This is a genomic window from Brytella acorum (assembly GCF_029309905.1).
GTDB lineage: Bacteria > Pseudomonadota > Alphaproteobacteria > Acetobacterales > Acetobacteraceae > Brytella > Brytella acorum.
In genome coordinates this window covers 1-26,570 of record NZ_JARBJP010000011.1, presented here as the reverse complement: position 1 = coordinate 26,570, position 26,570 = coordinate 1, and the positions used below count along the sequence as shown (strand labels likewise).

At 59.9% G+C, this 26,570-nt stretch carries 32 protein-coding genes and 1 pseudogene; 15 read left to right on the top strand and 18 right to left on the bottom strand.

Translation table 11 applies throughout. The features are described 5' to 3' along the window. The first annotated feature begins 50 nt into the window (after window positions 1-50). Window positions 51-374: a hypothetical protein gene (locus PWM43_RS13305; protein ID WP_289843008.1), complete on the top strand. Its 324-nt coding sequence runs from the start codon at window positions 51-53 to the stop codon at window positions 372-374. Between the two features lie 96 nt (window positions 375-470). On the opposite strand, the pseudogene PWM43_RS13300 reads toward PWM43_RS13305, so the two are convergent. Then, window positions 471-608: pseudogene (locus PWM43_RS13300) on the bottom strand (IS481 family transposase); the annotation flags it as partial. 324 nt (window positions 609-932) lie between these two features. Here PWM43_RS13300 and PWM43_RS13295 point away from each other — a divergent pair. From PWM43_RS13295 to PWM43_RS13275, 5 genes are all read left to right on the top strand, one after another. Beyond that, window positions 933-3,098, top strand: coding sequence for a TonB-dependent siderophore receptor (locus PWM43_RS13295; protein WP_394356087.1), 2,166 nt, complete (start codon window positions 933-935; stop codon window positions 3,096-3,098). A 19-nt stretch (window positions 3,099-3,117) separates the two neighbouring features. Then, window positions 3,118-3,387, top strand: coding sequence for a hypothetical protein (locus PWM43_RS13290; RefSeq protein ID WP_289843006.1), 270 nt, complete (start codon window positions 3,118-3,120; stop codon window positions 3,385-3,387). Beyond that, the gene (locus PWM43_RS13285) at window positions 3,297-4,865 is read left to right on the top strand and encodes a PepSY-associated TM helix domain-containing protein (RefSeq protein ID WP_289843037.1); all 1,569 of its coding nucleotides are present in this window, start codon (window positions 3,297-3,299) and stop codon (window positions 4,863-4,865) included. The genes PWM43_RS13290 and PWM43_RS13285 overlap by 91 nt, the downstream gene beginning before the upstream one ends. A gap of 6 nt (window positions 4,866-4,871) precedes the next feature. Then, entirely contained in the window at window positions 4,872-5,174 is a 303-nt protein-coding gene (locus tag PWM43_RS13280) for a hypothetical protein (protein WP_289843005.1), read from the top strand. A gap of 465 nt (window positions 5,175-5,639) precedes the next feature. Beyond that, the gene (locus tag PWM43_RS13275) at window positions 5,640-7,832 is read left to right on the top strand and encodes a TonB-dependent siderophore receptor (RefSeq protein WP_289843004.1); all 2,193 of its coding nucleotides are present in this window, start codon (window positions 5,640-5,642) and stop codon (window positions 7,830-7,832) included. A gap of 297 nt (window positions 7,833-8,129) precedes the next feature. On the opposite strand, the gene PWM43_RS13270 is transcribed toward PWM43_RS13275, so the two are convergent. The 4 genes from PWM43_RS13270 to PWM43_RS13255 all read right to left on the bottom strand — a co-directional run bounded on the left by PWM43_RS13270 (window position 8,130) and on the right by PWM43_RS13255 (window position 9,969). After that, window positions 8,130-8,465, bottom strand: coding sequence for a pentapeptide MXKDX repeat protein (locus PWM43_RS13270; RefSeq protein WP_289843003.1), 336 nt, complete (start codon window positions 8,463-8,465; stop codon window positions 8,130-8,132). A gap of 103 nt (window positions 8,466-8,568) precedes the next feature. After that, window positions 8,569-8,862: a molybdopterin-dependent oxidoreductase gene (locus PWM43_RS13265; protein WP_394356086.1), complete on the bottom strand. Its 294-nt coding sequence runs from the start codon at window positions 8,860-8,862 to the stop codon at window positions 8,569-8,571. Then, window positions 8,801-9,319, bottom strand: coding sequence for a molybdopterin-binding protein (locus PWM43_RS13260; RefSeq protein WP_289843041.1), 519 nt, complete (start codon window positions 9,317-9,319; stop codon window positions 8,801-8,803). Before PWM43_RS13260 ends, PWM43_RS13265 begins: the two co-directional genes overlap by 62 nt. Continuing rightward, window positions 9,316-9,969: a cytochrome b/b6 domain-containing protein gene (locus PWM43_RS13255; RefSeq protein WP_289843002.1), complete on the bottom strand. Its 654-nt coding sequence runs from the start codon at window positions 9,967-9,969 to the stop codon at window positions 9,316-9,318. Before PWM43_RS13255 ends, PWM43_RS13260 begins: the two co-directional genes overlap by 4 nt. Before the next feature lie 178 nt (window positions 9,970-10,147). On the opposite strand from PWM43_RS13255, the gene PWM43_RS13250 reads away from it, so the two are divergent. Genes PWM43_RS13250 through PWM43_RS13230 form a run of 5 tightly spaced genes read left to right on the top strand, consistent with a single transcriptional unit; the run spans window position 10,148 to window position 12,521 of the window. Next, window positions 10,148-10,279 carry a hypothetical protein gene (locus PWM43_RS13250; protein WP_289843001.1) on the top strand — a complete coding sequence of 44 codons (132 nt, stop codon included), beginning with the start codon at window positions 10,148-10,150 and terminating at the stop codon, window positions 10,277-10,279. 3 nt (window positions 10,280-10,282) lie between these two features. Continuing rightward, window positions 10,283-10,609, top strand: coding sequence for a peptide-methionine (R)-S-oxide reductase MsrB (gene msrB / locus PWM43_RS13245; protein ID WP_289843000.1), 327 nt, complete (start codon window positions 10,283-10,285; stop codon window positions 10,607-10,609). A gap of 13 nt (window positions 10,610-10,622) precedes the next feature. After that, window positions 10,623-11,330, top strand: a complete 708-nt coding sequence (msrA, locus tag PWM43_RS13240; RefSeq protein ID WP_289842999.1) for a peptide-methionine (S)-S-oxide reductase MsrA — start codon at window positions 10,623-10,625, stop codon at window positions 11,328-11,330. A 29-nt stretch (window positions 11,331-11,359) separates the two neighbouring features. Continuing rightward, window positions 11,360-11,890 carry a sigma-70 family RNA polymerase sigma factor gene (locus tag PWM43_RS13235; RefSeq protein WP_289842998.1) on the top strand — a complete coding sequence of 177 codons (531 nt, stop codon included), beginning with the start codon at window positions 11,360-11,362 and terminating at the stop codon, window positions 11,888-11,890. Further along, window positions 11,880-12,521: a DUF1109 domain-containing protein gene (locus PWM43_RS13230; protein WP_289842997.1), complete on the top strand. Its 642-nt coding sequence runs from the start codon at window positions 11,880-11,882 to the stop codon at window positions 12,519-12,521. The genes PWM43_RS13235 and PWM43_RS13230 overlap by 11 nt, the downstream gene beginning before the upstream one ends. A gap of 160 nt (window positions 12,522-12,681) precedes the next feature. On the opposite strand, the gene PWM43_RS13225 is transcribed toward PWM43_RS13230, so the two are convergent. From PWM43_RS13225 to PWM43_RS13190, 8 genes are all read right to left on the bottom strand, one after another. Next, window positions 12,682-13,380, bottom strand: a complete 699-nt coding sequence (locus tag PWM43_RS13225) for a glutathione S-transferase family protein (protein WP_289842996.1) — start codon at window positions 13,378-13,380, stop codon at window positions 12,682-12,684. A gap of 165 nt (window positions 13,381-13,545) precedes the next feature. Then, a complete protein-coding gene (locus PWM43_RS13220; RefSeq protein WP_289842995.1) occupies window positions 13,546-14,256 on the bottom strand; it encodes an SDR family oxidoreductase in 711 nt (236 codons plus the stop codon). Between the two features lie 94 nt (window positions 14,257-14,350). Beyond that, entirely contained in the window at window positions 14,351-14,578 is a 228-nt protein-coding gene (locus PWM43_RS13215; RefSeq protein ID WP_394356085.1) for a carboxymuconolactone decarboxylase family protein, read from the bottom strand. Window positions 14,579-14,619: 41 nt separating this feature from the next. Then, window positions 14,620-14,766 (bottom strand): hypothetical protein, encoded by a 147-nt coding sequence (locus tag PWM43_RS13210; RefSeq protein WP_289842994.1) that lies wholly within the window; start codon window positions 14,764-14,766, stop codon window positions 14,620-14,622. A gap of 70 nt (window positions 14,767-14,836) precedes the next feature. Continuing rightward, window positions 14,837-15,511, bottom strand: coding sequence for a peroxiredoxin-like family protein (locus PWM43_RS13205; RefSeq protein WP_289842993.1), 675 nt, complete (start codon window positions 15,509-15,511; stop codon window positions 14,837-14,839). A 107-nt stretch (window positions 15,512-15,618) separates the two neighbouring features. Then, window positions 15,619-16,713 (bottom strand): alkene reductase, encoded by a 1,095-nt coding sequence (locus tag PWM43_RS13200; protein WP_289842992.1) that lies wholly within the window; start codon window positions 16,711-16,713, stop codon window positions 15,619-15,621. A gap of 25 nt (window positions 16,714-16,738) precedes the next feature. After that, complete coding sequence (locus PWM43_RS13195) at window positions 16,739-17,374, bottom strand: glutathione S-transferase family protein (protein WP_289842991.1); 636 nt, start codon at window positions 17,372-17,374, stop codon at window positions 16,739-16,741. Continuing rightward, complete coding sequence (locus PWM43_RS13190; RefSeq protein WP_289842990.1) at window positions 17,367-17,597, bottom strand: hypothetical protein; 231 nt, start codon at window positions 17,595-17,597, stop codon at window positions 17,367-17,369. Before PWM43_RS13190 ends, PWM43_RS13195 begins: the two co-directional genes overlap by 8 nt. A gap of 45 nt (window positions 17,598-17,642) precedes the next feature. Here PWM43_RS13190 and PWM43_RS13185 point away from each other — a divergent pair, with 45 nt between their 5' ends. After that, on the top strand, window positions 17,643-18,527 hold the full coding sequence (locus PWM43_RS13185) for a LysR family transcriptional regulator (protein ID WP_289842989.1): 885 nt from the start codon (window positions 17,643-17,645) through the stop codon (window positions 18,525-18,527). A 461-nt stretch (window positions 18,528-18,988) separates the two neighbouring features. Here PWM43_RS13185 and PWM43_RS13180 read toward each other — a convergent pair whose 3' ends face one another. After that, a complete protein-coding gene (locus tag PWM43_RS13180; RefSeq protein WP_289842988.1) occupies window positions 18,989-19,468 on the bottom strand; it encodes a YybH family protein in 480 nt (159 codons plus the stop codon). Between the two features lie 49 nt (window positions 19,469-19,517). Beyond that, entirely contained in the window at window positions 19,518-20,264 is a 747-nt protein-coding gene (locus PWM43_RS13175; RefSeq protein ID WP_289842987.1) for an SDR family oxidoreductase, read from the bottom strand. Window positions 20,265-20,509: 245 nt separating this feature from the next. On the opposite strand from PWM43_RS13175, the gene PWM43_RS13170 reads away from it, so the two are divergent. Then, window positions 20,510-21,325 (top strand): DJ-1/PfpI family protein, encoded by an 816-nt coding sequence (locus PWM43_RS13170; protein ID WP_289842986.1) that lies wholly within the window; start codon window positions 20,510-20,512, stop codon window positions 21,323-21,325. A gap of 91 nt (window positions 21,326-21,416) precedes the next feature. Here PWM43_RS13170 and PWM43_RS13165 read toward each other — a convergent pair whose 3' ends face one another. Then, complete coding sequence (locus tag PWM43_RS13165; protein WP_289842985.1) at window positions 21,417-22,793, bottom strand: carotenoid oxygenase family protein; 1,377 nt, start codon at window positions 22,791-22,793, stop codon at window positions 21,417-21,419. A 76-nt stretch (window positions 22,794-22,869) separates the two neighbouring features. Here PWM43_RS13165 and PWM43_RS13160 point away from each other — a divergent pair, with 76 nt between their 5' ends. Next, on the top strand, window positions 22,870-23,445 hold the full coding sequence (locus PWM43_RS13160) for a TetR/AcrR family transcriptional regulator (RefSeq protein ID WP_289842984.1): 576 nt from the start codon (window positions 22,870-22,872) through the stop codon (window positions 23,443-23,445). Between the two features lie 20 nt (window positions 23,446-23,465). Here PWM43_RS13160 and PWM43_RS13155 read toward each other — a convergent pair whose 3' ends face one another. Next, window positions 23,466-24,413 (bottom strand): GlxA family transcriptional regulator, encoded by a 948-nt coding sequence (locus PWM43_RS13155; protein WP_289842983.1) that lies wholly within the window; start codon window positions 24,411-24,413, stop codon window positions 23,466-23,468. Window positions 24,414-24,757: 344 nt separating this feature from the next. Continuing rightward, window positions 24,758-25,207: a MarR family winged helix-turn-helix transcriptional regulator gene (locus PWM43_RS13150; protein ID WP_289842982.1), complete on the bottom strand. Its 450-nt coding sequence runs from the start codon at window positions 25,205-25,207 to the stop codon at window positions 24,758-24,760. 54 nt (window positions 25,208-25,261) lie between these two features. Here PWM43_RS13150 and PWM43_RS13145 point away from each other — a divergent pair, with 54 nt between their 5' ends. Beyond that, complete coding sequence (locus tag PWM43_RS13145; protein ID WP_289842981.1) at window positions 25,262-26,374, top strand: FAD-dependent oxidoreductase; 1,113 nt, start codon at window positions 25,262-25,264, stop codon at window positions 26,372-26,374. Window positions 26,375-26,570: the final 196 nt, after the last annotated feature.

The following is a 26,570-nucleotide window of genomic DNA, read 5'->3' as shown; positions in this document are numbered from 1 at the left end:
AGGTTGATCAGGCTCAGGCACTTCTCCAGTCCGCACGGGAGACTGTTCCGGTGCTGCGGGTCGCTCTGGAGGTACAGCTTAACCGGCTGGATGTCCTGATGGGCGTGCAGCCCGGAACCTATGCGCAGGAACTGGCTCTTTCCTCGCCTGTCGCAACAATCCCGGCCATTGGTAATGGCACGCCTGCAGATGTTTTGAGGCGTCGACCGGATGCCGAGATCAATGCAGAGGGCCGCCATGAAGAGAGTTCTGGGACCATAAGCTTTTCGGACAGGCTCCTTGAAAGAAACAACATGACGAAGCCAATATTGGTGAGTGGCGCAGCGGGCGCCGTCGGTCATGAGGCCTATAAGAAGCTGGTGCAGCAAGAATGAAAGGTCCGGGCTATGGTTCGCACGATCGACGAACGGTCCGAAAAACTGACCGGACAGGGTGTCGAGGTCGTCGTTGGTGATTTTCTTGACCTGCAATCAGTCCACCGTGTTTAGGCGCGGGGTTTCATGACATAGATTGATGATGAATTTTTCGGGCTCTGAAGTCCGGATTTTGCAGGCATATTCGTAGGGTGTGAGATCACTCAGGGTCTTGAACCTTCTCCCGAAATCATACCGTCCCTTCGAGGACGAGCCAGTTCCGAGACCGCCGCCCGAAGCGCCCCGGAGCGGAGATGCTGTGGCCGACAACGTCATCTCCGCGACCCAGTCCCTGTCGGACATCGCCAGACCACCCTCTCTCAGGTCGGGGTCTGGCTTGTCTCCCGGACCGAAAAATGGAGGACGATTTCTGCAAGGGTTCCCGCTGAAAATCTGACAAAATGTTACATCGCCTTCATGCGCCGCATTGCCTTATTGCGACTTACTCTCATTATTGTCATAACCCGATCCGCTAAGAGGAGGATGAATGTGGCGTTCAATAAATGGGATTCGAGACACATTCTGGTCCTGACGGGCACGGTATTGACGCTACAGGTCGCGCACGCAGCCGAAACGAAGAAACCCGCTGCGCGGGAACAGACCCATCAGCGAGAGGAACGGATCGTAGTCCGGGCCCGCAAGGCGGCCACGATGGCAACGTCCGCCACCAAGAGCGACACGCCGATCGTCGACACCGCGCAATCCGTCACCGTTATCACGCGGAACGAAATGGATATCCGGGGCGTCCTGAACCTAAACCAAGCGGTGCGCTATGCAGCCGGCATCACACAGGACCAGCGCGGTTCGACGGCCACGCGCTACGACCTGTTCGCGCTGCGTGGCTTCACTGTTCCGACATTTCTCGACGGTCTGAAACTGCAGTCGAGCCCGAACGGCTATGCTACCGCCCAGACCGACACCTCGCGTCTCGACTCGATCGAGATCCTGAAAGGGCCTGCCTCGGCTCTTTATGGACAATCGAGCCCGGGCGGCCTGGTCGCGCTGTCGAGCAAATTGCCGACGGCCTCGAAATTCTACGGCTCCGTCGCCGCGACCGGCGGCAGCTTTGATCTCTACCGCGTCGATGCGGATGTGGGTGGATGGGCCACCGATAACGGTTTCGTCCGTTACCGACTCTACGGCACGGCGAATGGGTCGCATAGCCAGTTGACGAAGACCGGGAGCCAGCGTTTTAGCATAAGCCCCGCCGTCACCATCGGTGGTGATGGCCCCACCACGCTGACGCTTCTGGGCAATTATCAATACGACCCGGAAAACGCGTCCTACGGCTCGGTCCCGCTTCACGGCTCACTGACGCACGCGGCGTTCGGCCGGATCCCGCGCGACTTTTACGACGGTGATCCCTCGTTCGAGGAATTCAACCGCAAGCAGGGCTCCCTCACCTACATCTTCACCCATCGCTTCAACAGCGACTGGAGCTTCACGTCACGGGGGCGTTACGACAATATCCAGACGGCCTACAAAAGCGTCTATGGCACGGGCGTTTACACCGATCCGGTGACGTATCTGCCCGATCTGGCACAAGAAAATGCGGGCAACTTCAACCGCGGCGCCATCTCCGCCAACGAGCAGATGAACAATCTGGCATTCGACAATCAGTTTCGGGGCCACGTGAAAACCGGAATTCTCCGACACACCATCATGGCTGGTTTCGATTATCAGCAAAGTCGCGCGACGGAAGTCGAAGGCTTCGGCAGCGCGCCGAACATCAACGTCCTGCATCCGGTTTATGGTCAGACAATCTCGCCCCTGCCCACCATCGCCAATTACCTGACGAATCAGCACCAGATCGGCGCCTATGGTCAGGACGAGATCCGGCTGAACCGGTTCATCCTCATGGGCAGCCTGCGCAACGACTGGTACCGCAGCAACCAGACCGAACATCTGAGCGGCAGCCGATCGCACGAGAGCCCAGGGCAGATCACCTTCCGCGCGTCGGGCCTCTACCACTTCGATTTCGGCCTGGCCCCCTACATCAGCTATTCGACCTCGTTCCAGCCGCAGTCGGGCGTGGTGTCGAACGACGGCGGCCGCACCACACGCCAGGCCGATCCTTCGATCGGAAAACAGCTCGAAGGCGGCGCGAAATACCAGATCCCGGGCACGCCCATCCTGCTGAGTGCCGCAGGCTTCCATATCGAGCAGACCAACGTGCTCGTGGCCGTCGGCAATCTCGGTTACAGCACGGAAAGCGGAAAGGTCCATTCGGACGGCTTCGAGTTCGAGGCCCATATCGACGCCTACAAGGGGCTCATGATCACTGCGGCCTACAGCGCGCAACGCACACGCGACGATTCGACCGGCAAGCCGCTCGTGCAGGCCGGGCGCGGCAATGCATCACTCTTTGCCTTCTACACCCTGCCGGAAGGACCAATGCGGGGCTTCGGCATAGGCGCTGGTCTGCGCCATGCGGCCAGCGCCTATGGCGGGACGGCTTCGTTCGGGGACCTGAACGTGCCGAGCTACACGGTCTTCGACGCCTCCGCGCGCTACGATCTGGGTAAACTGTCCCACTCCCTGCGGGGCTGGACTGTTTCCGCGAGCGTACGCAACCTTTTCAACAAGCGCTATGTCGCGAGCTGCTACGGCTATGCACCGTATGACGAGTGGTGCTGGTATGGAGAGCGACGCAACGCACAGGGCACCCTTGGCTTTACCTGGTGAAACTTTTTCGAGCGTCCGCTTGATACGGGCGACGGTCGTCGTGAGGGTGGCTCTGGCTGCGGTCGGGGGATATCTGGTTGCGGCTCTGGTGGGTGTCGTTCTGGCGCAATGGCTGCCATGGCCGCGAGCGGATAATGTCGTCGCGGGCATGTTGGCAGCGCTGCTCGTATGGCCGCTTGTCGCGATGTTCTGCTGCGCATGCCGCTCGACGCGCAGGGCCTGCGTCAGCACGGCGGCCACCGTGATGCTCCTTGCAGCGGTCGCCCTGTCACATGGGTGGATATCGTGAAGGGCGGACTACGCGCCTCGATGGCCTGGCTGCACAACTGGGTCGGGATCGTGACGGGCTGGGTGCTGTACGCGATCGCGCTATCGGGAGCGCTCAGCGTTTTCCGTCCTGAAATCAGTGTCTGGATGCGTCCCGAACTGGCGGGGCGCACCGCACAGGCCGTGCCGGCAACGGCTGCCGCCATCGCGTGGCTGCAGGCGCACGCGCCTGATTCGCCGGCCTGGTATCTGTCGGCGGCTGGGCCCCGTGCGCCCTACACTTGGGCGTTGTGGTTGCAGAACGGGCATTATGTCCAGCGTGCGCTCGATCCGGTGACCGGCGCGCCGGACGGAATCAGAGATACGCTGGGAGGCGAGTTCTTCTATCGGTTCCACTTCCAACTACAACTGCCTTATCCTTGGGGCAGGCTTCTAGCCGCTGTCGCGGCCATGGTGCTCGTGCTGACGCTGTTGACCGGGATCGTCGTGCATCGCCGGATATTCTCCGATTTCTTCACATTCAGGCCGAACAAAGGGCAGAGAAGCTGGCTCGACGCTCATAACCTCATGGGTGTCGCGGCACTCCCGTTTCATCTGATGATTAGCTTTACGGGGGCCGTAACCCTTGGCACGCTGCTGTTTCCCTGGGGCATCGGCGCTGCCTATCACCATGCGCCCGGCGCCTTCGACACTGACATGAGTCCCGCGACGGTGGCGCGGCCCGTATCGGGGCATCCCGGCACGCTGGCACCGGTCGCTGCGATGCTCCAAATGGCGGATCAAAAGCTCGGTCGAGCGGGATTGGGTCAGGTTTATGTCTTCAATCCAAAGGACGCGGCATCCTCGATCATCATCACCGGCGCCAACGACGATCGCATCGGCTATGCGACCCATGTGCTGCAGATCGACGGGACCAACGGCCGACTGTTGAAAGAGGATCGTGAAGATCGGCCGGTCATGGCGACGTTTGCCGTGCTGTACGGGCTGCATATCGCCCGCTTCGCACCCGGGCCGACGCGATGGCTGTATTTCGTATCCGGCATGCTGCTGGCGTGCGTGATCGCAAGTGGATTGAGACTCTGGACGATCCGCCGTCGCAAACAGGGACGCACACGCGGACTCGTAGTCATGGAGCGGTTGAACGCCGGAATGATTGCCGGAACACCACTGGCATTCTCGGCTTATTTCCTGGTCAACAGGATATTGCCTGCGTCCATGCTGGCGCGCGCGGATCATGAAGTGCAGGTGGTTTTCATTGTCTGGGGTGCAACGCTTGCTGGAGCGGTGCTGACACCTGCGGTCTGGAGCTGGAGGATTCTGGGCAGCGCTACCGTTGTCGCTCTGGCCGGCATCGTCGTCCTCAGCGCACCCTGGACGACGGGGGTCGAGCAGGGGACGGCGATGGTGGCGACGGCTCTCGCCCTGGGAGTTGCGACCGCCATCTCACGAACGCGGCATGGCGGGATATCGAAGGGCCGTCAGATCTCGACATCGGAATAGATGCTTATGACGATTAGTCTTTTGATGTTGGTCGGCACGCTTCTGCTGGCAGGTGGCACTGTGCACGGCGGACGCGCTATGTTTGGACGGCCCTGTTGTGGCGCGCGGCGCAACGCCCTGCGCATCGGCGCGCTCGTTCTTCTGGCATGCGATCTGCGCTTGGTGATGATGAATCAAAACACGATTGGATTTGCGATCGTCCTGTGGGTCGGCACTTTTAGCCTGAGCACGATTGCCACGGCTTTGATCTGCACTTTTCTGAACTGGCGCAACGCGGCTCGGTCATCCACGTCGCACCCCTTTGGCTGACCCCGTCACGGATCACCCCCTCGCCCAGATGCTGGTGGATGATCACGGATGGGCGGTCATCGAGAAGCGATATCAGACGTTATGACCAACCGGAGACGTTGTTCTATCTCGATCCGGAACGGCTGGTCTTCATCGATGAGACCTGGGCCCATTGGACGTCTGTCAGCACAAACCGTTCCATCCGAAGGTTGAATCATAACTCGAGACTCATGTGAATTCCCACAGGCTTTAGAGAGGATGGTGGCAGACACGCGGCGGCGGAGACGCCTTCCATGTCTGGAGGGCGCTCAAACCCGATCGGACTTGGAAAAGCATTTTCGAGGCGGGAAGTGGATCATAAAAAGAGGGGATAGCCCACGCGATTCCCACCACGGGGTGTGTCAGAAACTCTTTTATTGACGAAAGTGCGAATGGTTCTCAATATCGGGCCGACTTGCATCAATTTTTCGAAATTTCGGAACGAAAATGTCTGGCCGCTCCCGCCGCAAACTCTGTCTGTGTCTTTCCCTTGTGATCGAAGCCACTTGTGGCGCGGAGGTTGGCTACACCCGGGCGAGCACGCATAAAACGGCTCATGAAAAAAAGACGGAGCACGCACACGAGGCGCACAAGTCCCGGGACGCGGAAGCCGGGCGCCAGGAGAACATCCTCGTTACGTCCGAACGTCGTGCGCTCCTGCCGCGCGTGACGACTTCGGCAACCAAGACATCCGTTCCGGTCGAACTGACTCCCCAAGCTATTACGGTCATCACGCAGAGCCGAATGAGTATGCTGAACTCGCGGAGCTTGTCCGAGGCCGTACGCTATTCGGCGGGGGTATCCGATTACGGATCCAAGGACGACCCGCGCGGCTATTTCGGGACAATCCGGGGCTTCTCGCCGGATATCTATCTCGACGGAACACGCACGCCGGACGCTGCGTCTTCCCAGTCTTTCAGCATTGAGCCCTGGGGACTTGAGGAGATGGACGTGTTGCGTGGAGCGTCTTCGGCGCTTTACGGCTCCGGGCAACTCGGGGGGATCATCAACGCGGTCAGCAAGCGTCCCACCCGGGACCTGGTCGATGAACTCGCTTTCCAGACCGGGTCTTACGGTCGCGTGCAGGGTGCGGCGGATGTGGGAGGCGCGTTCGATAGCGGGAAAACACTACTGTGGCGTTTCAACGGATTGATCCGCAAATCCGGAACCTATGCCATCAACATCAAAAACAATGAGATCTATGTCGCACCGTCCCTGCGCTGGCATCCAGACGAACAGACCGACTTCACTATCCTCGCGAGTTATGAGCAGCTGGATGCCGGGTCCACCGCCCAGTTCCTCCCCGCCGTCGGGACAGTCTTCGCCTCGCCCTATGGGTATATCGCACGCGACTTCCTCTCCAGCGACGCCAGCTTCGACGTCTATTCCAAGAGGCAGGCGGCCGTCGGATATTCGTTCGTCCGCCATCTCCTGCCAAACTGGACGGTCACGCAGAACATGCGGTACGCACATCTCGACCTGGCCTATCGTTTCGTCACGACCTCCGCGCTCTCCGCGAACGACAAGACCATCACCCGGCAGGCGCTCCTTCAATCCGCGAACTATAACAACGTCACACTGGATACCCGTTCCGACGTCACGTTTCATACCGGGCCCGTCCATCACGAAGTTCTCTTCGGTGTGGATTTCCGGAGCGATTTCATGGCCAACCGCCGTGGGCAGGGGAAGGTAGCTTCCCTCAATCTCTACAATCCCGTCTACGCCGCAATCGCCTGGCCCACCTACGCCACGACCACGAACAGCAACGAGACCGAGACGGACACCGGCATCTACGCCCAGGAGCAGGTTTCCTGGAAGCATTTCTACCTCACGCTCTCGGGGCGGGGTGATTTTACCCAGAGCCTGACCGTCAACAACCTGAGGAACGGCAAGACGCCGCAGAACAACAATGCGTTCACGGGTCGCGTCGGATTGCTGTATCAGACGGCCATCGGACTCAACCCCTATGTGTCATATGCGACGTCGTTCCAGCCGCAGGTGGGTCTGACTTACGACAACGCGTCCTATGTGCCGACCTTCGGAAAGCAGATTGAGCTCGGCGTGAAATACAAGCCGGGCAAGCTCGGTTCATTTGTCCAGAACTTCATGCTTACGGCGGATATCTTCAATCTCGTCGAGAACAATGTCCTTACCACGGACCCCGCCCATACGTCCTTCGAAATCCAGACGGGACAGCAAAGGACGCGCGGTTTCGAATTCGAAGGAATGGGGCGTCTTCCCTATAAGATCGACTTCATCGTCTCCTACACCTATCAGGATCCGCGGATCACCAAGACCACCATCGCTGGCGAGACAGGCCAGCGGCCCGTGGCGATCCCGTCGCATATGGCCTCGGTCTTCGTGCAGCGCGACGTTCACTTCGGGCACGACTGGGCCGCAGGATTGGGGAGCGGTTTGCGCTATACGGGTAACACTGCCGGGTCCCTGCCCGAAACTTTCGCGGTTCCATCCCAACTCGTCTGGGATCTGGAGGCTCATCTCGACTATCGACGCACCCGCGTCCAGTTCAACGGCACTAACATGACGGACCGCAAATACGTGTCGATCTGCACTCGTTCCGTCGCCTGCGCCTGGGCGCCTGGGCGCGCGGCCTTCGTGACGCTCTCTACCCGCTGGTGAGGGGTTGAGGATGGGACCGGACGGACGGCGGAATTGGGCAATCGTAGGCCGGTAAGGACCTGTGGTCGACGACAAAGAGAAGATGGGTCGTCGACTGCCTCCAGAGCTGGGCAGACTCCGATTTGAGTTGCCTCGCCAAGTCGGTCAGCCGCAGTAATCGTATAGACAATGAATCAGACAGGTGCGAGTTGCCAGACTGGCTGACGCAGGGACGATCTCCGTTTCGCGTCTGTCATCGTCATGTCGGTTATTACACTATGATTACGCCTGCCGACCGGATGGCTCGTAAAACCGGGCTTAGCTCGGTTTCGCCATGCTGTCCTGCGGAGCGGCCTTCGCGTTGTCATGGTTCATGTTGTCGTGGGACATCGCGTCCTTCTTCATGCCGTGATGCGCCATGCCGTCATGTTTCTTCATGCCGCCATGAGACATGCCGTTATGAGACATCGCATTCGGAGCCATCGTGTTGTGCGCCATGCCGTTCTTCGACATGCCGTCATGTGCCATCGAGTTCGGAGCCATCTGGTTCGGGGCCATGGCATCGTGCGACATGGCGTCCTGTGCGTGAGCGACGCCACCCAGAACGACGGCGGACGAAAAAGCGGCGGCAATGGCGATATTGCGAATAGACATGGTCATTTCCTGATCTGTTGATGATGTGGAGGAGGAAACATTCCGCCTCTCTGTTCCATTCTTCGATGAGGCACGTCGTCGGGTTACAGGGACGCGTGTTTTTTTATGACCCGCCGAACCAGTCGTAGCCCTGATCCTCCCAGTAGCCGCCGGGAAAGCGATCGGTGACTTCGATGGACGCAAGATATTTCGGATTCTTGTAGCCCAGCTTCGTTGGAATCCTGACCTTCATCGGCGCGCCATAGGCAGGCGCAAGGGCATGATCTCCATAGTCCAGCACCAGAATGGTTTGCGGATGCAGCGCGGTCGCCATGTCGATGCTGGTCGAATAATCGTCAAAGCAGCGAAAACTGACATATTTCGCACGAAGATCCGCGCCGACCCGTTGCAGGAACATCGACAGCGGCACGCCGGACCACTCCCCGATCGCACTCCATCCCTCGACGCAGATATGACGTGTAATTTGCCGTTTTTTGCGGCAGCGCGCGGAACTGCGCCAGCGACCATGCGCGTTTGTCCGAGACCAGACCACCGACTTCCAGACGCCAGCCAGCCGGATCGACGGTGCGGATTTCGCTCTCGCCGTAATAGGCGTTGAACGGGAAAGGATGCGTGATCTGCGAAGCATCGAATTCCCGCGCGAGACGCTGGCGACTGAACAGCAGGGCCTGCATCCGGTCGGTGAAACGCGACATCGCGCTGAGCGCGCGCTCCACGGACGGCTCGTCGTCCAGCGCACAGCCGGACAGCATCGACAGCCCGCCGAGCGACAGGGCGCCTTTGAGCATCAGACGGCGCTCGATCCGTCGCAATTCGGGAGCGATCTCGGAGCGATCGAGGCGATTCTGGCTCATCGGGGGGCTCCCTCCTGAACGCTCGTTTCAGGCGCCCCGCTCGGGCGACGGCCGATCACCATGCCGAACAGGGTCGATGGCACGAGCAGGGCAAGAGCGATGTGAATGACGAGAAAGGCGACGATCAGCGTCATCATCGCGAAATGAACGCGACGGGCGATATCGTAGCCGCCGAACAGCCATGTCAGCCATCCGAGCTGCACCGGCTTCCAGATGGACAGCCCGCTTGCAATGGTCAGCAGGGCTACAATCAGCACGCCGGTATAAAGCAGCCGTTGGACGGCGTTGTAATGACCGGCGGCATGGGACAGCCTGAAGCGCAGCGCCTGCGCCATATCACGACCAACGGCGCGCGGGCCTTTGGGCCGCAGATCGCGGCGGAAATGCCCTGACAGCACGCCATACGCCATATAGACGATGCCGGCAGCCATCAGCACCCACATCGCCGCGAAATGCCAGGCGATCCCGCCCCCCAGCCAGCCGCCCAACGTGGCCCAGGCCGGGAATTCGAAAGGCAGAATGGGCGAGGCATTATAGATCTGCCAGCCACTGCCGATCATGGCGAGCATCGACAATGCGCCGATCCAGTGGGTGACGCGAATGACGGGCAATGGCGTGCGACGCGGTCGCACGCGGCGTGATGAGAGCATGTCCGGGCTTTCCAACTGAATGGTCAAGCGTTGATGTGGATGCGTTCGTCGGCGAGACGCGAAAGGTTACAGTTTCCGCCATGTCCTGACGGAAATAAAAAATTCTTCTTACCCGCGTAACCGGACAGGGAATTTTCGCGAAGAACGCTGTGACAACTCAAAACGAGGGGGACACAGCATGCCATCCCGTCGCCAATTCTTTCTTGCCGCCGTTGCCATGGCGGCGTTCGGTCGTGCACGGGCCACCGAGCCCTATCCCGTCACGCACACCGACGCCGCATGGCACCGCCTGCTGACGCCCGCGCAATAGAATGTGCTGCGCGAGGCAGGCACCGAAATGCCGTATTCGAGCCCATTTCTGACAGAGCATCGCCCCGGTCGCTTCGCCTGCGCCGGATGCGACACGGCAGCGTTCGATGCACGCGCAAAGTTCGACAGCGGCACCGGCTGGCCGAGTTTCGAGCGTGCGCTGCCGCACGCCGTGCAGGAACGTAGCGATGACAGCCTCGGCATGGAGCGCACGGAGGTGCGATGCGCGACCTGCGGCAGTCATCTTGGCCACGTGTTCGATGACGGGCCGCAGCCAACCGGCCTGCGCTACTGCATGAACGGTGTGGCCCTTTCATTCCATACGACCTGAAGGAACTGGAATCATGACACGATCAGGATTTTTCGGCGTTTCCCTGATGGCGCTGACGACCTTCGGCGCCGCCTGCCACGCAGCGACGGGCGAACCCGCCCCCCGTATTCTTCCGGCACCCGCTCTGATGGAGCCGGCGCCCGCGACGCATCATGCGAGCGCCGTCTTCGCGGGCGGTTGCTTCTGGGGCGTGCAGAGCGTCTTCGAACATGTCCGTGGTGTGACCGCGACCCGCGCGGGTTTCGACGGCGGTGCGCGCGACACGGCGGATTATGAGACCGTCAGTAGCGGCGATACGGGACACGCAGAGTCGGTTGAAGTCGATTTTGATCCAGTGCAGGTCAGCTACGGCACGTTGATGCGCATTTTCTTTTCTGTTGCGCTCGACCCGACACAGGTGAACCGCCAATTCCCGGATGAGGGCACGCAATATCGCTCCGTGCTCTACACCCGATCCGCGCAGCAGGCTCGGGAAGCGCATGCCTATATCGCACAGCTCGACGCGACGCATGTCTTCGCAAGGCCCATCGCAACGCAGGTGGCCCCGGATCACGGATTCTATGTGGCCGGAGCGGATCACCAAAATTTCGCGGCACGCTATCCGGATCATCCGTATATCGCTACATATGACGCACCACGGATCGAGGCGCTGCACGCGTTGTTCGCATCGTTCTGGCGCGCGCAGCCGGTGCTGACGCTGGCCGACGATGGCGGGAGCTGACTCTCGTCGTAACCAGGGACGGAGGGTTCGTGACGGAAGCGGATTGGAGCCGCTGGATGGCGGCGGCTCAGGCAGGCGACGCCGATGCCTATCGCCACGTGCTCGCCGAGGCGCAGGATTGGCTGAGACGCTTCTTTCTCGGGCGTCTGCCGCTATCCATGGTTGACGATGCCGTACAGGACACGTTGCTTGCCGTTCACGAGAAACGGCATACGTTCAATCCGTCCCAGAAGTTCGGCCCCTGGATCGCGGCGATCGCTCGATACAAGTGGATCGATCGGTTGCGGGCCGCCAGCCGGGCGAATGATGCGCCGCTCGACGACGATCTGCCTGTGCCGGATCATGAGGAGCAGGTGACGACGGCCTATGCGCTGGAACGCCTGCTCGGGCAGTTGAAGCCAGCGCAGGCGGAAGCCATCCGCCTCGTTAAGCTGCGTGGATTGAGTATCGAGGAGGCGGCACACCGGACGGGGCAGTCCGCCACGCTGGTCAAGGTCAACATTCATCGCGGTCTGAACCGCATGAATGCTTTAGTAATGCGAGGTAGTGATGTCGACTGATCCTCTGATCGATCGGCTCGCGACCGGCCTGCGGCCCGTCAGACGGCGCACGCCGTGGCGGGACGCGACGATCCTGTTGGCCCTTGGCGTGATCGAGATTGTCTTCGTGCTGAAGCTGGGTCTCATGCGTTCGGACATGCCTGACGCCATGGGGATGCCGAGCTTCTGGTGGAAGGCCGCGAGCCTGGTCGTGATTGCCGCCGTCGGTGGAGCGACGGCCCTGCTGTCGCTCGATCCCACACGCTCGCCACGACGGGGTCTGCGTATCGTGGGCATGCTCGCCCTCGTGGCACTCGCGCTCGGGTGGCTGGTGGACGTGCTTCAGGCCGGGCCTGCCGTGTTCTGGCAGCGGCTCGATCCGGCGCATGGCATCGTCTGCGCGCGGAAGATTGTGGAATTGTCCCTGCCGGCGGTGCTGGCGCTCGGCCTGTTCGCGCGGCGCGGCGCATCGGTGGATGCGCGCGGCACGGCATGGGCGGTGGGCATCGCCGCGGCGGCTTTCGGCGCGCTGGCCTTCGTGCTGGCCTGCCCCTTCGACGATCCGCTTTATGTCGCCGTCTGGTATTCGGTGGCGTGCGGCATCGTGACGCTCGTGACGCGTCTGATCCTGCCTCCGCTGATCCGCTGGTAAGGTAAACGTCGTCATCCTGGGCCAGACGGCGGCCGAAGATCGGCTTTCAGGGGGACGTTCCAAGAAACGTTAACCTTGGACAAGCCGATCCTGCGTTTCCGATTTTCTCCGGCGCATAGGCATAGGTGTTCGATGAAGACGTGGACCGGACCTTTCGCGATTATCTCGGGAAATTCGAGGGATAGAGGGCGCGCAGCGCTTGCTCGTCCATCTCGGTCTTGAAGCTATGGGTGGCCATGACGGCACGGGCACGGGCAGCGGCCGGACGTGCGTTCATGAGGTTCATGAAGCGCGCCAGGTTGGGCCAGGGCGCCAGAGGTGTGCCTGACCCTTTCATCACGCGCGGCGCACGGTCGAGCCAGCCCCAGGCCGACATGTCGGCAATGGTGTACTCGTCACCGACCACGAACGAGCGGCCTTCCAGATGATCGTTCAGCACCTGATAATGCCGCTCTATTTCCCGCCGGTAGCGGTTGAGCGCATAGTCGAGACCGCCGGGCGCGACATGCTGGAAATGCACGGCCTGACCGGAGAACGGGCCGAGGCCGGTGCCCAGAAACATCAGCCAGGACAGGAGTTCCGGTCGGTCGGCATTGGTGCCGAGGAAGCGCCCCGTTTTTTCGGCCAGATAGAGAAGAGTGGCCGTGGAATCAAAAACTCGGGCATCCTGGCCGCCGGGGCCGTCCGTATCGACGATGGCCGGAAGCTTGCCGTTCGGATTGATCTTGCGGAAAGTCGACGTATGCTGCTCCCCTCTGCCGGTATCGATCGGCACGACTTCATAGGGAAGTCCGGCTTCCTCGAGGAACAGCGCGATTTTCGCGGGGTTCGGCGTCGGGTGGTAGTAAAAGCGGATCATGGGCGTCCATCCTTTCGATATGTCGGCCGGGATGCTCGTGGTGGGGAAAATGACGACTGTTGTGGAGACGAGCGATGCGAGACCGGCGTTTCGTTCAGCCGTCGGGGTCGTTCTCGCAGGATGAGCGGGGATCCGTCAGAGACCGGATCGAGCATCAGCGGCGCCTCAGGCTTTTCCGATCGAGGCTCCGCCGTCGATATGCAGGGTCTGCCCCGTCATGAACGATGCGTCTTCCGACAGCACAAACGCGATCGCCGCCGCCACTTCTTCCGGCCTCCCGAACCGCTTCATGGGGATGCCCGACAGATAGCATTTTTCACCATCACTGCCGGGCGTGTTGTTGGCGCGAAACAATTCGGTCTCTGTCGGGCCAGGAGCGACGGTGTTGACCGTGATCCCTGTCGTGGCAAGTTCGAGGGCCCACCCCCGCGAAAAGCTGATCAGTGCCGACTTCGCTGCGGCATAAGCGGTCCGTTGTATGGCCCCGAGGGCTGTCAGGCTGGATATGTTGACGATGCGTCCCCAACCACGCGCCCTCATTCCCGGTAGAAGAGCCTGTGCCGTCAGGACAGCCGGGTGAAGATTGACGCGCATGACTTCATCGAAAACCGACAGGGAAACCTCTTCAAGAGGTTGCGCTCCGACAAAGCCGACGTTGTTGACCACACCGTCAAAATCGTAATGCTCCACAAGCTCGGCGCACAGACGTGCCGTTGCATCGCTGTCGGCCAGGTCCGCCTGTACAAGGGTGCCTGGAAAATCTTCCGTACGATTGCGCGCCAGGCCGATAACGCGCTGACCCTGCTTCACCAGATTATGTGCCAGAGCCAGGCCGATGCCCTTGCTGGCGCCGGTAATCAGAAAGGTTCGTTGCATTGTCAGATCTCCGGGGGGGTGAGCGGGAGGCGGTGAAAAAGAGACCGCAGACCCGGTTGCGTCGCGTTTCGATGCCTGCGATCTCCAGCCTTTCTCAGAGAAGGCCGCGGTGACCGGCATAGCCAGCCGTTTTGTCCAGGCCGCGTTCCGCGATGATTTTGGTGGCCACCGGCATGACGCCGGAGATCGCGGGAAAACCGACATAGGGCAGCATCTGAATCAGCGCTTCCTCGATCTCGCGCAGCTTCATGCCGTGGTCGAGCGCGAAACCCATATGCAAGCCGAATTCATGAGGCTGCCGCAATGCCACCATGACCGTCATGGTGATGAGGCTTCTGCGCGCCTGATCAAGGCCGTCACGCGTCAGATATCGCCGAAAACATGGTCCACGGCATAGCCGGCGATGTCGGCGCCGAATGTGTCGGAGCTGGCGGCATTGGCCAGACGCTCGGACTGCTCGGCCCCCATCAGGGCCCGTGTCGCGGCATTGCCTTTTTCTCGTGGCGTCATCGTTTCATTTCACTTTCTTTTTTTCCGGGCGAATTCGGCGACGTCTTCGAGCAGTCCGATAATCAGGATATCAGGCCGTGACGTTCCTGAGCTTCAGCAGGGCCGGGAGCATGTCTTCGGGTTCAGGGCGGCGGGTATAGTCCGGGTTGACCTCGGCATAGAGGATCACGCCGTCCTGACCGATCACGAAACGGCCTGGCATCGGCAGGGTCCAGCTGTCGTCGCCATTGAAGCCCGGGAGGTCGTTTTTCAGGTTCTGGTAGAGTTCGACCAGATAATCCGGCAGCGCGAAGCGCAGGCCGAACTTCGCGGCCACATCGTTGTGCGTGTCCGACAGGATCGGGAAATCGAGATGGTTCTGACGCACAGACTTGCGGCTGTTCACCGCCGTCTGCGGGGAAATGGCGATCAGATTCGCGCCGAGTTCGCGGAACGACGGCAGGGCCGCTTCGAGCGCCTGGAGTTCCATGTTGCAGTAAGGGCACCAGACACCGCGATAAAAGCTGACGACCAGCGGGCCCTTCGCCAGAAGGTCGGCGGAGGAGACGGGGTTGCCGTCCGGATCGTTCAAAGTGAAAGCCGGAGCCCTGTCGCGTGCCTTGAGCGCCTTCTCGGCGGCGCCGGATGCGATCAGTTCGGCGGTAGCGCGGTGCATCACCTCTATAACGGCATGAGGCACGTTATAAGGTGGCTTGCCGGCTTCGAAATCGGCTTTGAAAGCATCGAGTTTTGCCTGAAGTGACATGATTGTTTCCTCTGTGGCTCGTCGTGACATGCGCAGAATAGAGCGATCTGCTTCATCCGGGATGACGGCTCGGCCGACTATCGGTCATTCCGGGCCGGAATGGGGTTTCAGCCGACGGTTTCAAGCGCCGGGTAATCGGTGTAGCCATGCGCGCCGCCGCCGTAGAAGGTCGAACGGTCATACGGGTTCAGCGGCAGATTGCGTCGCAGACGTTCCGGCAGATCCGGGTTGCTGATGAACGCCCGCCCGAAAGCGACGGCATCGGCGTCGCCTGCCCGGATGATCGCCTCGGCACTGGCGCTATCAAAACCGCCAGCGGCAATGAGCGTGCCTCTGAAGGCACGGCGCAGCGTCCGCGCCGCGACCGCATCGCTCTCGGCGACCAGTTCCGTGCCCTTGATGCGCGGCTCGACGACCTGGAGATAAGCGATGCCCATTTCGTCCAGTTTCTCCGCGACATAGCCGAAGGTCTCCTGCGGATTGCTGTCGGACATCGAACCGTAGGTGCCGCTTGGACTCAGCCGCACGCCGACGCGGTCCGCGCCCCACACATCGATGGCCGCCTGCGTCACTTCCAGCAGGAAGCGCGCGCGGTTTTCGATCGGACCGCCATAGTCGTCGGTGCGATGGTTGGTGCCGTCCTGCAGAAACTGGTCGGGCAGGTAGCCGTTCGCGCCGTGGATTTCCACGCCATCGAAACCGGCTGCTTTCGCGCGCGCCGCGCCCTGCCGGAACTGTTCGATCACACAGGGAATTTCATGAAGTTCCAGGGCGCGCGGCATGGAGAACGGTGCCGCCCCGTTCGGCGTATAGGCATCCCCTTCCGCCCGGATCGCGGAGGGTGCCACCGGTGCGCCGCCGTCCGGCTGAAGATCGCGATGGGACTGCCGTCCGACATGCCAGAGCTGCATGACGATCCTGCCGCCCCCGGCATGCACGGCGTCGGTTACCGCACGCCAGCCGTCGATGTGCGCATCGTCGTAGATGCCGGGCGCCCCGGCATAACCGTATCCTTCCCGCGCGACAGGCGTCGCTTCGGACACGATGAGGCCGCCATGCGATGTGCGCTGGGTGTAGTATTCGCGCATGAGCGCGCCAGCTTTGTCGCCGGGCTCAGAACGCATGCGGGTGAGCGGCGCCATGACGACCCGATGGTCGAGCGACAGCGCGCCCGCTCTGAAAGGCATGAAAAGCATGGACATGATGTTTTCCTTGCTGGGAATGATGTCAGTCTTGCGGGACGAGTGCCTCGACGCGGGCGATGCCGCGTTGGACGGCCGGGCGTGCTTCGACCGTTTCGTACCAGCGCGCGATGTTGGGTGTGTCGTCGAATGTGATGTTGGGGAAACCACGACGCCACAGCCAGCCGAAATGGGCGATGTCCGCGATGGTGAAGTCTTCCCCGGCAACGAACGGGCGCTCCGCCAGCACGCCGTCGAGCAGGCCCAGCGTGCGCGTCGCTTCGCTGGCGAAACGCTCGAGGGCAAGGGGCTGAGGCTCGGCGGCGAAGCGCTGGAAGAAGCCGGACTGTCCGAAAGCGGGGCTCAGACCGGAGGCGTGGAAGAAAAGCTGCTCGAAAACGCGGGCGCGCTCTTCCCCGCTGGCCGGCAGGAGCCGACCGGCTTTCTCGGCGAGATAAACGAGGATCGCCGCTGATTCCGTGAGGATGAACGGATCGCCGTTTTCGGGCGTGTCGACGAGGACCGGCACCTTGCCGTTGGGATTCAGCCTGAGAAACTCTGGCGTCTTCTGTTCGCCCTTGCGGACATTGACGCCGTGCAGCGTATAGGGAAATCCCAGTTCCTCCAGCGCGATCGGCACCTTGACGCTGTTGGGCGTCGCGAAAGCATAGACATCAAGCATCCTCGTTTTCTCCTTTATGGCGGGCCTGCGGGCTTGAGAGGGCATGACCGACCAGTGCCAGCAGGGCATGAAGCGGGCTGCCGGTGAGCTGGAAGGCGAGCATGCCGTGTGCGATGGCCGGTTCGGACGCTGCGACGATGAAGGGTCCGAACATCGGGCTTTCTTTCTCTCTGGCCCGGCCTGTCCGGGTGACGCAGACGATATCCTCCATGCCGCTCGACACGGCAGTCATCTCGGGGCGATAAAGGCCATTCCTCGGAGGAATGGCATGGACCGATATCAGGCAATGACCACGTTCGTGCGTGTGGTGGAGACGGGCTCGTTTTCAGCCGCGGCGCGTCAGCTCGGCGTGGGGCAGCCGGCGGTCTCCAAGACCGTCGCGCAACTCGAAGCCCGGCTTCAGGTTAGTCTGCTGATCCGCACGACGCGCGGCCTGACGCCGACCGAGGCCGGACAGAACTTCTATGAACGCGCGCGCAACGCCATCCAGGAAGCGGACGAAGCGGAACTCGCCGCCAAGGGGGCGGGCGGCGGGCTGTCCGGGCGATTGCGAGTGTCGGCGGCGACGACGTTTTCGCGCCTGCATGTGATTCCGAAATTACCCGAGTTTCTGGCGGCGCATCCTCAGCTCGATGTCGATTTCCTCCTCGACGACCGGATGATCGATCTCGTGGCGGAGGGTGTCGATATCTCCCTGCGTATGGGCGCGCTTTCCGACTCCACGGCTGTTGCGAGAAAAATCGTGACCGGTCGGCGATCGGTGATCGCAACGCCCACGTATCTGGCGCGTGCGGGATTGCCGCGGCATCCGGCGGATCTCGCACACCACGACACCGTCATCTACAGCCAATTGCCGAGCGTCTGGTCGTTCACGCGGGACGGAGCGGCGGTGTCGGTTTCCGTTTCTGGGCGGCTGCGCGTCAGCGCCGCCGAAGGGTTGCGCGCTGCGATCCTGACAGATATGGGCCTGACCATCACGTCGGACTGGATGTTCGCGCCGGAACTGGAGAGCGGCTCCGTCGTGCGGGTGCTGGAAGAGTGGTCGTTGCCTCTCATCGATCTCTGGGCGGTTTTCCCAGCCGGTAACATGATGACCGCGAAAGCACGCCAGTTCGCGGAATTTGTACAGAATCTCATGACATCATCTGGGTAAACGATCATGCAGGTACAATGATCGTGTGGGTTTTTCACGATGAGTATTCATGCCTCAAGAGGCATGGCATATCGTTTCATGTATGTAATATCCATGTCGATGGCGAGTTCCAGCGGATGGGCTTCATGGCCTGTTTCCGTCAGGCGTATGTCTCCCTGAACCGCTGCTCCAGCTTGAAATGCTCTACCTGAGATGAAGCCCTGCTTCTTTCGACCGTGCTGTCAGTTCTTTGACCAGCGCGCCGACGGAGCTTGCGTGGACGGCCACAATCCGACTGGTTTGCGGGTCATGGCCCTACGACCTTCTTCTTCGCGATTGCACTCGATGCCACCGTCATCCTCTGAGTCTGGTCAGTGAGTCCTGCGCCTAACAACCTGAATGTAGGTTAGTTAGACGCACGCTCCACAACGAGCTCGGAGTTCAAAGCGCTCGTGAATGATATTTTCACTCTGCTTCTGTTCTCAGTTGGCAGTATTGGCGGGCGAATTATCTGACCACATATCGCGATGGATCTTCCATTTTCCATCCTGTTTAAGCAGGACAATCGTCTGCTTGCCGCGTTCAACGACCTGACCTTTGGTATCGAGCATCCTGATTTGAGAGAGGCTGACTGCGGATGTTTCACCACCATAAATCTCGTAGTGATCGAATTTGGCGCCCCCTACGAGATCCGGCCGCAGGGTTTTCTCGAAATAGGCGAGGATTGCGGCGCGACCGGAAATCGGGTCTGCGTTGGGAGGCAGCAGTCTGGCATCATCGGTGTAGAGATGCGAAATCGCCTTGAGATCACCTTTGGCGAGCTCGGCAGCAAACTGCTCGGTCACAGCCTCCACGGCCGCCGCATCCGGCGATTGCGTACTGGCTGCCATTGCAGGAGCGCATTGCAGAGCGAGCGCCATCGAGGCACCCAGAAAAGAGGAGAACGGCTTTGTAAATGTCATGACGGTTGTCCCGGTGATGAACGATGGTGAAGGCGATCGGATCTTTGTTTTAAAGTTGCGAACAACCGCCATCGACGACCAGTTCTGTGCCGACGACGTAGCGGGATTCGTCGCTTGCAAGGTAAAGAACAGCGGAGGCAATTTCTTCGGCCCGGCCCATTCGCCCCAGAGGGACGCTCGCAGCGAACTGTGTTTTGAAGTTTTCCACCTCGGCTTCAGAAAGACCGATCTTGTTCAGAAGCGGCGTTTCGATTCCGCCGGGAGCGACCGCGTTGACGCGTATTTTGCGACCAAGCAGTTCATAGGACCAGCTTCTTGCAAATGAACGGACCGCCGCTTTGGCGGCTGCGACCAGCGACAGACCATGTTTGCCGGTCTGGTCGATGAACGACGTCGTCAGAATCACGGATGATCCCTCACGCAGCGCGGGGAGTGCCGCCTGCATCGTGAGTACGGCGCCTTTGACGCTGACATCCATAACGTCGTCATACTGACGTTCATCAATTGATTGTAATGGTGTCGGAATGACGTAGCCGGCATTTACAAACAGAATGTCGAGTCCACCAAATGATTTCTGAACCTTGTCCGCAACGGATTTCATGTCTTCGACAGACCGCACATCAGCAGCCAGAACCAGCGCCTCGCCGCCGAGTTCTGCATGCACATCGGCAAACCGGGTTTCGTCACGGCCAGTGACGGCAACACGGGCTCCTTCTGCGATAAATCGCTTTGCGGTCGCAAGGCCGATACCGCTCGTACCACCCGTGATGAGGGCAGTTTTTCCCGAAAGTCTCATATCAGATCCTCATATTAGAAAAACGTGACTGGCGTCCCCGACGCGATCACCGTTCCCGTTGATCCTAGCAAAACGGACCATGACCTAAAGGACATATTTCCCTTATTTTAAGACATTAAACTTTGCCATTTCGAATATGGCGCAAAACAAGGGAAATAGGTCCTTTGGGAAATTCTCGTAGGGCACTACGTCTCAAGACCGTCCAGCAACCAGCCCTATGGGGCAGGAGAAATGAGGAGACGGAGATGCCTGAAATTTTCGATGAAACCTTCGCGGAAGAGTTGAGCGAAGCAGGGAGTGCGCGGCGACGCATGATGCTTGCGGGGGGTGCTACGATTGCCGCAACGGCGGCAACGCGCCTTCTGCCGCAAAGCGCACGGGCGGCTGTGCCGGGTACAGCCGAAAAGCCTATCGATTTTCTGTTTGCGATTTATTCGAACGGGACACTTCTCGATTTTGCAGGGCCCAATGAAATCCTGTCACGTATTCCCAACACAAATATTCGTTTTGCCAGTCCTGAGGGCGGTTTCGTTACGCTGGAAAAGGGTATTGTCTTCGGGCCGACGGAAAAACTTTCCGATATCGACAAGGTCGATGTCATTTGCGTGCCCGGTGCCCTGAATCTTTCGGCCATGATGAAACCCGAGATGCTGAGGCATGTGCGCCGTCTGTCCGGAACGGCGAAATATGTGACATCCGTCTGTACGGGTTCGATCATCCTTGCGGCTTCAGGTGTGCTAAAGGGACAGCGAAGTGCCTGTCATTGGGCGTTTCTGAACGTGCTCAAGGAGTACGGGGCCATTCCGGATCCGGCGCGTATCGTCAAGGATGGTCGCTTCATGAGTGGCGGTGGCGTGACGGCCGGGATTGATTTCGGTCTGGCGATCGCGGCTGAACTCCGTGGAGTGCAGGCCGCCCAGGAAGTGCAGCTTCTTGTGCAGTATGATCCGCTGCCACCATTCCATGCTGGAAACCCTGCGGAGGCGCCCCCAGCAATTCGTGACGTGGTTTATAAAAAACTTCCGGGCTCTCAGGATGGGCTGATGCGTCCAATCCTTTAGTCGGTCGCGCCGATACACTCCGAAGACAGAAATACTGTCCTCGATGCGTATCGGTATTTAACTGCGGATGTTCGGAAACCTTCCGTTCGTTTCAGATCGCGGGCGGCGGAAGGATGTCGTCGGCGATCCATTCGCCGTGAAAGCCAAACGGAACCCGGACCGGCAGGCGTATTGTAGCGACAGGCTCCCCAGTAAAATCCTGAGCATCCAGGATAACGACGTCGCTCAGATTTCGGGCCGCATCGTACACATAAGACATGATCCAGCCTTCGTCTTCGGCAAGGGCATCTGGCTTGCGCACGAAGATGGGCTCCAGGGTCATGCGGTCGGGGCCGTAGTGATGTATTTCCGTGCTTCCCCGCATCATGTCATGTTTCATGGCGGGTCCGAAGCGCACATCCCGGCCCCAGTGGGCTGTGTAACCGAAGCGGTAGGGGTGGCCACCGAACCGGTCATTGATCCGTGGAAATTCCGTCCCGTGATCGTCAAGAGGCGTCTCGCTCAAGCGCCCGGAGCGCCGGTCTAGCGTCCAGCGGACGAGTGTGGGCGCGCCTTCATTCGGTCCATGGTGATCGCAGTCGAACATACGGGGATGACGTGCGAGATCAATGATGGTCAGTTCGCCATCGTCATAGGCATTCATGAAATGAAAGACGAAACAGCGTGGGGCCTCAAACCATTGAATGTTTGCGACGTCTCCGTTGCGTGACAACAGTCCGATACGCGCGTCCCGTCGCTCATCCCAAAGCCAGGGAAATTGAGCCTCCGAACGTTCGGGCTGAAACGTGACGGGCAGATCGGGTATGACGATGAACGACGCGGTAAATGCCATATCGTGGATCAGTGGAATATGGGGCAGGTCGATCCGCGCTTTTGTTGTGGCATATCCGTTCTGGTCAAGCGAAATATAGCGCACAGGCTGTCCGGGTTCATACGCAAGGGCGTGCTGTTCGCCGGTTACGGGGTCGAGTTTTGGATGGCCGGTGAAACCGGCTTCAAGGGTTCCGTTGAAATCGGTACGGGCGACGCTTTCCAGATCGTAGCTCAGTTCGACCGGAAGGCTGCCCGCTTCGACAACAGCATAGAGTTTTCCACCGACGCTGGTAAAATTCGTGTTCACGCTGCCATCGCGCAGACCAGCGCCGGGCCCTCCGAGCAGTGGCAATTCCAGAGCGGCGGCCACGGATGCGTCCCGGACATAACGGCTGCGGTACCACACCGCTTTGCCATCCCGCAGGCGCAGGCCATGCGCCATGCCTGAACCTGAAAACCAGTGATAATGCGCGGGGTCTGGAGCGCCGGCAGGGTTGGGACCGATACGGAGCAGGCGACCGTTCAGGGCTTCTGGGACATGACCAATGACTTCCAGATCGAAAGCGGTCGTTTCAGCCTCGATCGGTTTGAAATTATTGACGAGATAAGGTGTGCCCGAGCACGGGAGCGTGTGGGATTTCAGGATCAGAGCCATGACGATCTCCTATGTGATAGTCCATCACATCGTCATTCGTTGATCGCGTGTCAAATTAAATGTTATATGCCATCACATGAAGCGAAACGCAGATGCCAAATCCTCCGATTCTCGCAAGACCTACCACCATGGCGATCTGCGCAAAGTGTTGCTTGATGCCGCCCGGGCGGAAATCGCCGCTCACGGGGCACAAGGTCTTTCCATGGCATCGCTGGCACGCAGGGCTGGCGTGGCCCAGTCGGCGCCTTATCGCCACTTCAGCGACCGTGAAGATCTTCTTGCCGCCGTTGCGACAGACGGCTTCGAGCGGTTCACCGAGGTTCTTCTCGAAGCCGCGTCGGACGGAGATGACGTGACCGCGCTGAACAGGATGGCAGCCGCCTATCTTGTATTCGGGGAGCGGAATGTGGAGCTTTACCGCCTGATGTTCGCATCGGGGCTGGTTCCGGGGGCCGCACCCGATAGCGCCCTTAAACGCGCAGCAACCGCGAGTTTTCAGCCGCTTGTCGATCGCATTACGGCTTCAGATTCGGCGGCGTCGCATCTGTCGGCGCATGTCAGATGGGGGCAGCTCCACGGCCTGGTCATGCTGAAGGCGGACGGGTTCATTCATGATCCGGTGGAGGCGCTGATGGGCACCATATCTTTTTGAAATCATATCGCTGTCGTCATTCAGGGCGAACTGTCCTGCCGACCCGCGCGCCGGATCGCCTGCGGCGGGTGGCCGTGCAGCTTGACGAACGCGCGGCGCATGCGTTCCGGATCGGAAAAGCCAACAGATTGCGCGATCCGTTCGATCGGTTCCGACCCGCTTTGCAGGCGGCCACATGCTGCTTCCACGCGCAGACGTTCGACTGCTCTGGCCGGTGTCTCGCCTGTCTGACTGCGAAAAGCGCGCCCGAACTGACGGACGCTCAATCGAGCAGCTTCGGCCAGACGTTCGATCGGGAGCGGCTCGACCAGATGATCCCGCGCGAAGGCAAGCGCCATGCGGATACGGTCCGATTCCGGCTCCATCTGGGACATGGCCGAGAACTGTGACTGCCCTCCGGAGCGGCGGTAGGGGACGACAAGCTCACGGGCGACGTCGCGTGCGATCGCGATGCCATGGTCAGTTTCGATGAGCGCCAGTGCCAGATCGATCCCCGCGGAAATCCCCGCGGAAGTCCACACATTGTGGTCCGAGATGAAGATGCGGTCCGCATCAACCCTGATCTGGGGATAGCGCTGTTGCAGTTCCGGTGCGAGGCGCCAGTGCGTCGTTGCGCGACGACCGTCGAGCAGTCCGGTTTCTGCAAGGAGGAACGCGCCCGTGCAGACACTCGCGACGCGGACACTTCTTGCCGTGAGGTCTTTTGCGGTTGCGATGGTGTCGGGATTTTGAAAAGACCCGATGTTTCCACCGATGAACAGAACCGTGTCAAAAGCCGTGTCGAGGCTGGGTTGCGTGTCGATGGGAACACCCGAACTCCCGACGACGATGCCTCCGAATTTGGAGATCACGGTCAGGCGGTAGGCGTCCCCCTCAATGAGGATGTTCGCTTCTTCGAAAGCCCCCAGAGGGCCTGCGAGATCGAGAATCCGGTGATTCGGGCAGATAAAAAAGCCAATGTGATGCATGGTCCTGATTTAAGGGAAAAATGGAATTCAGGCCATATATTTTTTTTGAACGATTGAGGCGCAGGATAACTACATGGGCTTTCAACTCTGGAAGCGTCTTGAGGCTCATATCCGTACAAGCCCTCAGAACGTGATATCCATCCGACATAGCCAAGTTCCCGACCTGCCGCGCTATCATCGATGCGGAACTCCCGATCGATCACCCACTACGTGTTGTCGTCGATAATCTCTTTATCGGCGAGGATGTCGGGTTTCCGCAATTTCTCATGATAGGTGCTGTCGCAATGTCCGTGGCGCTGATGACAGCGCTCGGTGCGCGACTGCTGATGGGATGGGATTTTTGCTCACGGTTCCATGGAATCGACATTTTCAAGCACATGTCTCAGGAGAGAGACGAGCGTTTTTATCTCATCGTCGGTCAGGCCCTTCGTCATCTCAGAGTTGCCCTGACGGAGAATTGCGCGTCCCGCCGGAAGTTTTTCCACGGTCGCATCCGTCAATGAAATGAGGTGGGAGCGTTTGTCCTCGGGATCTGGCACACGTCGCACCAGCCCATCCCGCTCCATACGTGACAGCATCTGGGCCATGGTCGGTTGCTCGACCTTCGCCCATTTTGCCAGTTCTTTTTGCGATAATTCTCCGCCGTCCTTGAGGGCCGTCAGTACCGGAAGTTGCGCTGTCGCAAGTCCCAGATTCCGCAATCGCACGTCGCCGACCCGCGTCAGTCCGCGGGCGATCCGGCTGAAATAGTGACCAGGATGACGAAGAGGATCCCAGTCGTCAGGATTGTCCATTGCATAGGTTCCTATGTTTGTATATAGGCACCTATATTAATCGAATGCGGGGATATGGCAATGCAGCGGATTGCGATTATAGGGGGTGGTCCAGGTGGTCTGATGCTTGCCCGTCTACTGCAGCTTCAGGGCAAATGTCCTGTGGTGCTGGAGCGGGACCAGCACGCGGAGGAACGCCCTCTGGGAGGTTCTCTCGATATGCATGGTGAGACAGGTCAGTACGCGATGGAACGGGCCGGTCTGCGAGAGGAATTTATTGCGGCAGCCCGTCCGGAGGATCAGGGAGATCGCCTTTATGACCCCGGGGGTGTGCTCCTGTTTGATCGCAATGACTCTACGGATGATCGGCCTGAAATCGATCGATCCGCGCTGCGTCGGATCCTGCTGAACTCCCTTACGCCGAGGACTGTTCGCTGGGGGCAGCGAATAACCCGAATTGCTCCTGAAAAGGGTGCCTTTATGGTGGGTGGCAGCGGGTGGCAAGAACAGTTTGATGTTGTCATAGGTGCGGATGGTGCGTGGTCCTGTGTTCGCCCTCTGCTGAGCGTGGCCGTGCCGCGTTATGAAGGTGTTACGCTGGTTGAGCTGGGGTTCGATGTGGACCGTCATCCTCGCGTCGGTGAACTGACCGGTAACGGCAAGATGTTCGCGGTAGGCGATAACCGCGCGCTGATTACGCAAAGAAATGGTTATGGCCATATTCGTGGGTACGCTGGCGTTAGGTTGGCGGAGAGCCTAGCCAGAGAGTGGGGAAGCTGGCCCGGCGAAAACGTGCGGCAGGCACTGCAAAATGCGTTTGACGGATGGGCGCCGGAATTACGGGACGTGATTGAAACGGGAGAATTTATCGGTGTGAGGCCGCTTTACGCCTTGCCCGTGGGACATTCCTGGGAGAGTCAGGCTGGTCTGACTCTCCTTGGTGACGCCGCGCATCTTATGTCTCCGTTTTCGGGCGAGGGGGTCAACCTTGCGCTCGCTGACGCCGTAGACCTGGCGGATGCTCTGACTTCGACCGATGGCTGGTCTTCGGTTGGCCGCTATGAGCGCATCATGTACGCACGTGCGGCTGTGGCTGCCGAAGGCGCTGCACAGGGTTTGAAAAGCGTTTTCTCATCTACAGGAGTAGAGCATGTTCTTGAGCACTATCGCGCTCGCGTGCATGAGTGAAAATGCGCCTGTCGTTGGCGCGTCGTTCATTCAGGGAGAAGAGCCTCATCTGCTCCCCATGCGCAATCATCACAAAGCTCTGTGGACCCGCTTCTTATTCGTCCTGGCTCTGTTGCGGAATTTGATATGTAGACGTGATACTTCCTTTGAGGCTCTATTCTTTACTGAATGGCCTGCGTGAAGGGGATTCCGAGCG

Excerpts from the sequence above, each read along its gene's own strand:
- PWM43_RS13285 (WP_289843037.1), top strand. The coding sequence starts at position 3,297 with ATGCCGCTCGACGCGCAGGGCCTGCGTCAGCACGGCGGCCACCGTGAT.
- PWM43_RS13280 (WP_289843005.1), top strand. The coding sequence starts at position 4,872 with ATGACGATTAGTCTTTTGATGTTGGTCGGCACGCTTCTGCTGGCAGGT.
- PWM43_RS13275 (WP_289843004.1), top strand. The coding sequence starts at position 5,640 with ATGTCTGGCCGCTCCCGCCGCAAACTCTGTCTGTGTCTTTCCCTTGTG.
- PWM43_RS13270 (WP_289843003.1), bottom strand. The coding sequence starts at position 8,465 with ATGTCTATTCGCAATATCGCCATTGCCGCCGCTTTTTCGTCCGCCGTC.
- PWM43_RS13265 (WP_394356086.1), bottom strand. The coding sequence starts at position 8,862 with ATGTTCCTGCAACGGGTCGGCGCGGATCTTCGTGCGAAATATGTCAGT.
- PWM43_RS13260 (WP_289843041.1), bottom strand. The coding sequence starts at position 9,319 with ATGAGCCAGAATCGCCTCGATCGCTCCGAGATCGCTCCCGAATTGCGA.
- PWM43_RS13255 (WP_289843002.1), bottom strand. The coding sequence starts at position 9,969 with ATGCTCTCATCACGCCGCGTGCGACCGCGTCGCACGCCATTGCCCGTC.
- PWM43_RS13250 (WP_289843001.1), top strand. The coding sequence starts at position 10,148 with ATGCCATCCCGTCGCCAATTCTTTCTTGCCGCCGTTGCCATGGCGGCG.
- msrA (WP_289842999.1), top strand. The coding sequence starts at position 10,623 with ATGACACGATCAGGATTTTTCGGCGTTTCCCTGATGGCGCTGACGACC.
- PWM43_RS13230 (WP_289842997.1), top strand. The coding sequence starts at position 11,880 with ATGTCGACTGATCCTCTGATCGATCGGCTCGCGACCGGCCTGCGGCCC.
- PWM43_RS13225 (WP_289842996.1), bottom strand. The coding sequence starts at position 13,380 with ATGATCCGCTTTTACTACCACCCGACGCCGAACCCCGCGAAAATCGCG.
- PWM43_RS13220 (WP_289842995.1), bottom strand. The coding sequence starts at position 14,256 with ATGCAACGAACCTTTCTGATTACCGGCGCCAGCAAGGGCATCGGCCTG.
- PWM43_RS13215 (WP_394356085.1), bottom strand. The coding sequence starts at position 14,578 with ATGACGGTCATGGTGGCATTGCGGCAGCCTCATGAATTCGGCTTGCAT.
- PWM43_RS13210 (WP_289842994.1), bottom strand. The coding sequence starts at position 14,766 with ATGACGCCACGAGAAAAAGGCAATGCCGCGACACGGGCCCTGATGGGG.
- PWM43_RS13205 (WP_289842993.1), bottom strand. The coding sequence starts at position 15,511 with ATGTCACTTCAGGCAAAACTCGATGCTTTCAAAGCCGATTTCGAAGCC.
- PWM43_RS13200 (WP_289842992.1), bottom strand. The coding sequence starts at position 16,713 with ATGTCCATGCTTTTCATGCCTTTCAGAGCGGGCGCGCTGTCGCTCGAC.
- PWM43_RS13195 (WP_289842991.1), bottom strand. The coding sequence starts at position 17,374 with ATGCTTGATGTCTATGCTTTCGCGACGCCCAACAGCGTCAAGGTGCCG.
- PWM43_RS13185 (WP_289842989.1), top strand. The coding sequence starts at position 17,643 with ATGGACCGATATCAGGCAATGACCACGTTCGTGCGTGTGGTGGAGACG.
- PWM43_RS13180 (WP_289842988.1), bottom strand. The coding sequence starts at position 19,468 with ATGACATTTACAAAGCCGTTCTCCTCTTTTCTGGGTGCCTCGATGGCG.
- PWM43_RS13175 (WP_289842987.1), bottom strand. The coding sequence starts at position 20,264 with ATGAGACTTTCGGGAAAAACTGCCCTCATCACGGGTGGTACGAGCGGT.
- PWM43_RS13170 (WP_289842986.1), top strand. The coding sequence starts at position 20,510 with ATGCCTGAAATTTTCGATGAAACCTTCGCGGAAGAGTTGAGCGAAGCA.
- PWM43_RS13165 (WP_289842985.1), bottom strand. The coding sequence starts at position 22,793 with ATGGCTCTGATCCTGAAATCCCACACGCTCCCGTGCTCGGGCACACCT.
- PWM43_RS13160 (WP_289842984.1), top strand. The coding sequence starts at position 22,870 with ATGAAGCGAAACGCAGATGCCAAATCCTCCGATTCTCGCAAGACCTAC.
- PWM43_RS13155 (WP_289842983.1), bottom strand. The coding sequence starts at position 24,413 with ATGCATCACATTGGCTTTTTTATCTGCCCGAATCACCGGATTCTCGAT.
- PWM43_RS13150 (WP_289842982.1), bottom strand. The coding sequence starts at position 25,207 with ATGGACAATCCTGACGACTGGGATCCTCTTCGTCATCCTGGTCACTAT.
- PWM43_RS13145 (WP_289842981.1), top strand. The coding sequence starts at position 25,262 with ATGGCAATGCAGCGGATTGCGATTATAGGGGGTGGTCCAGGTGGTCTG.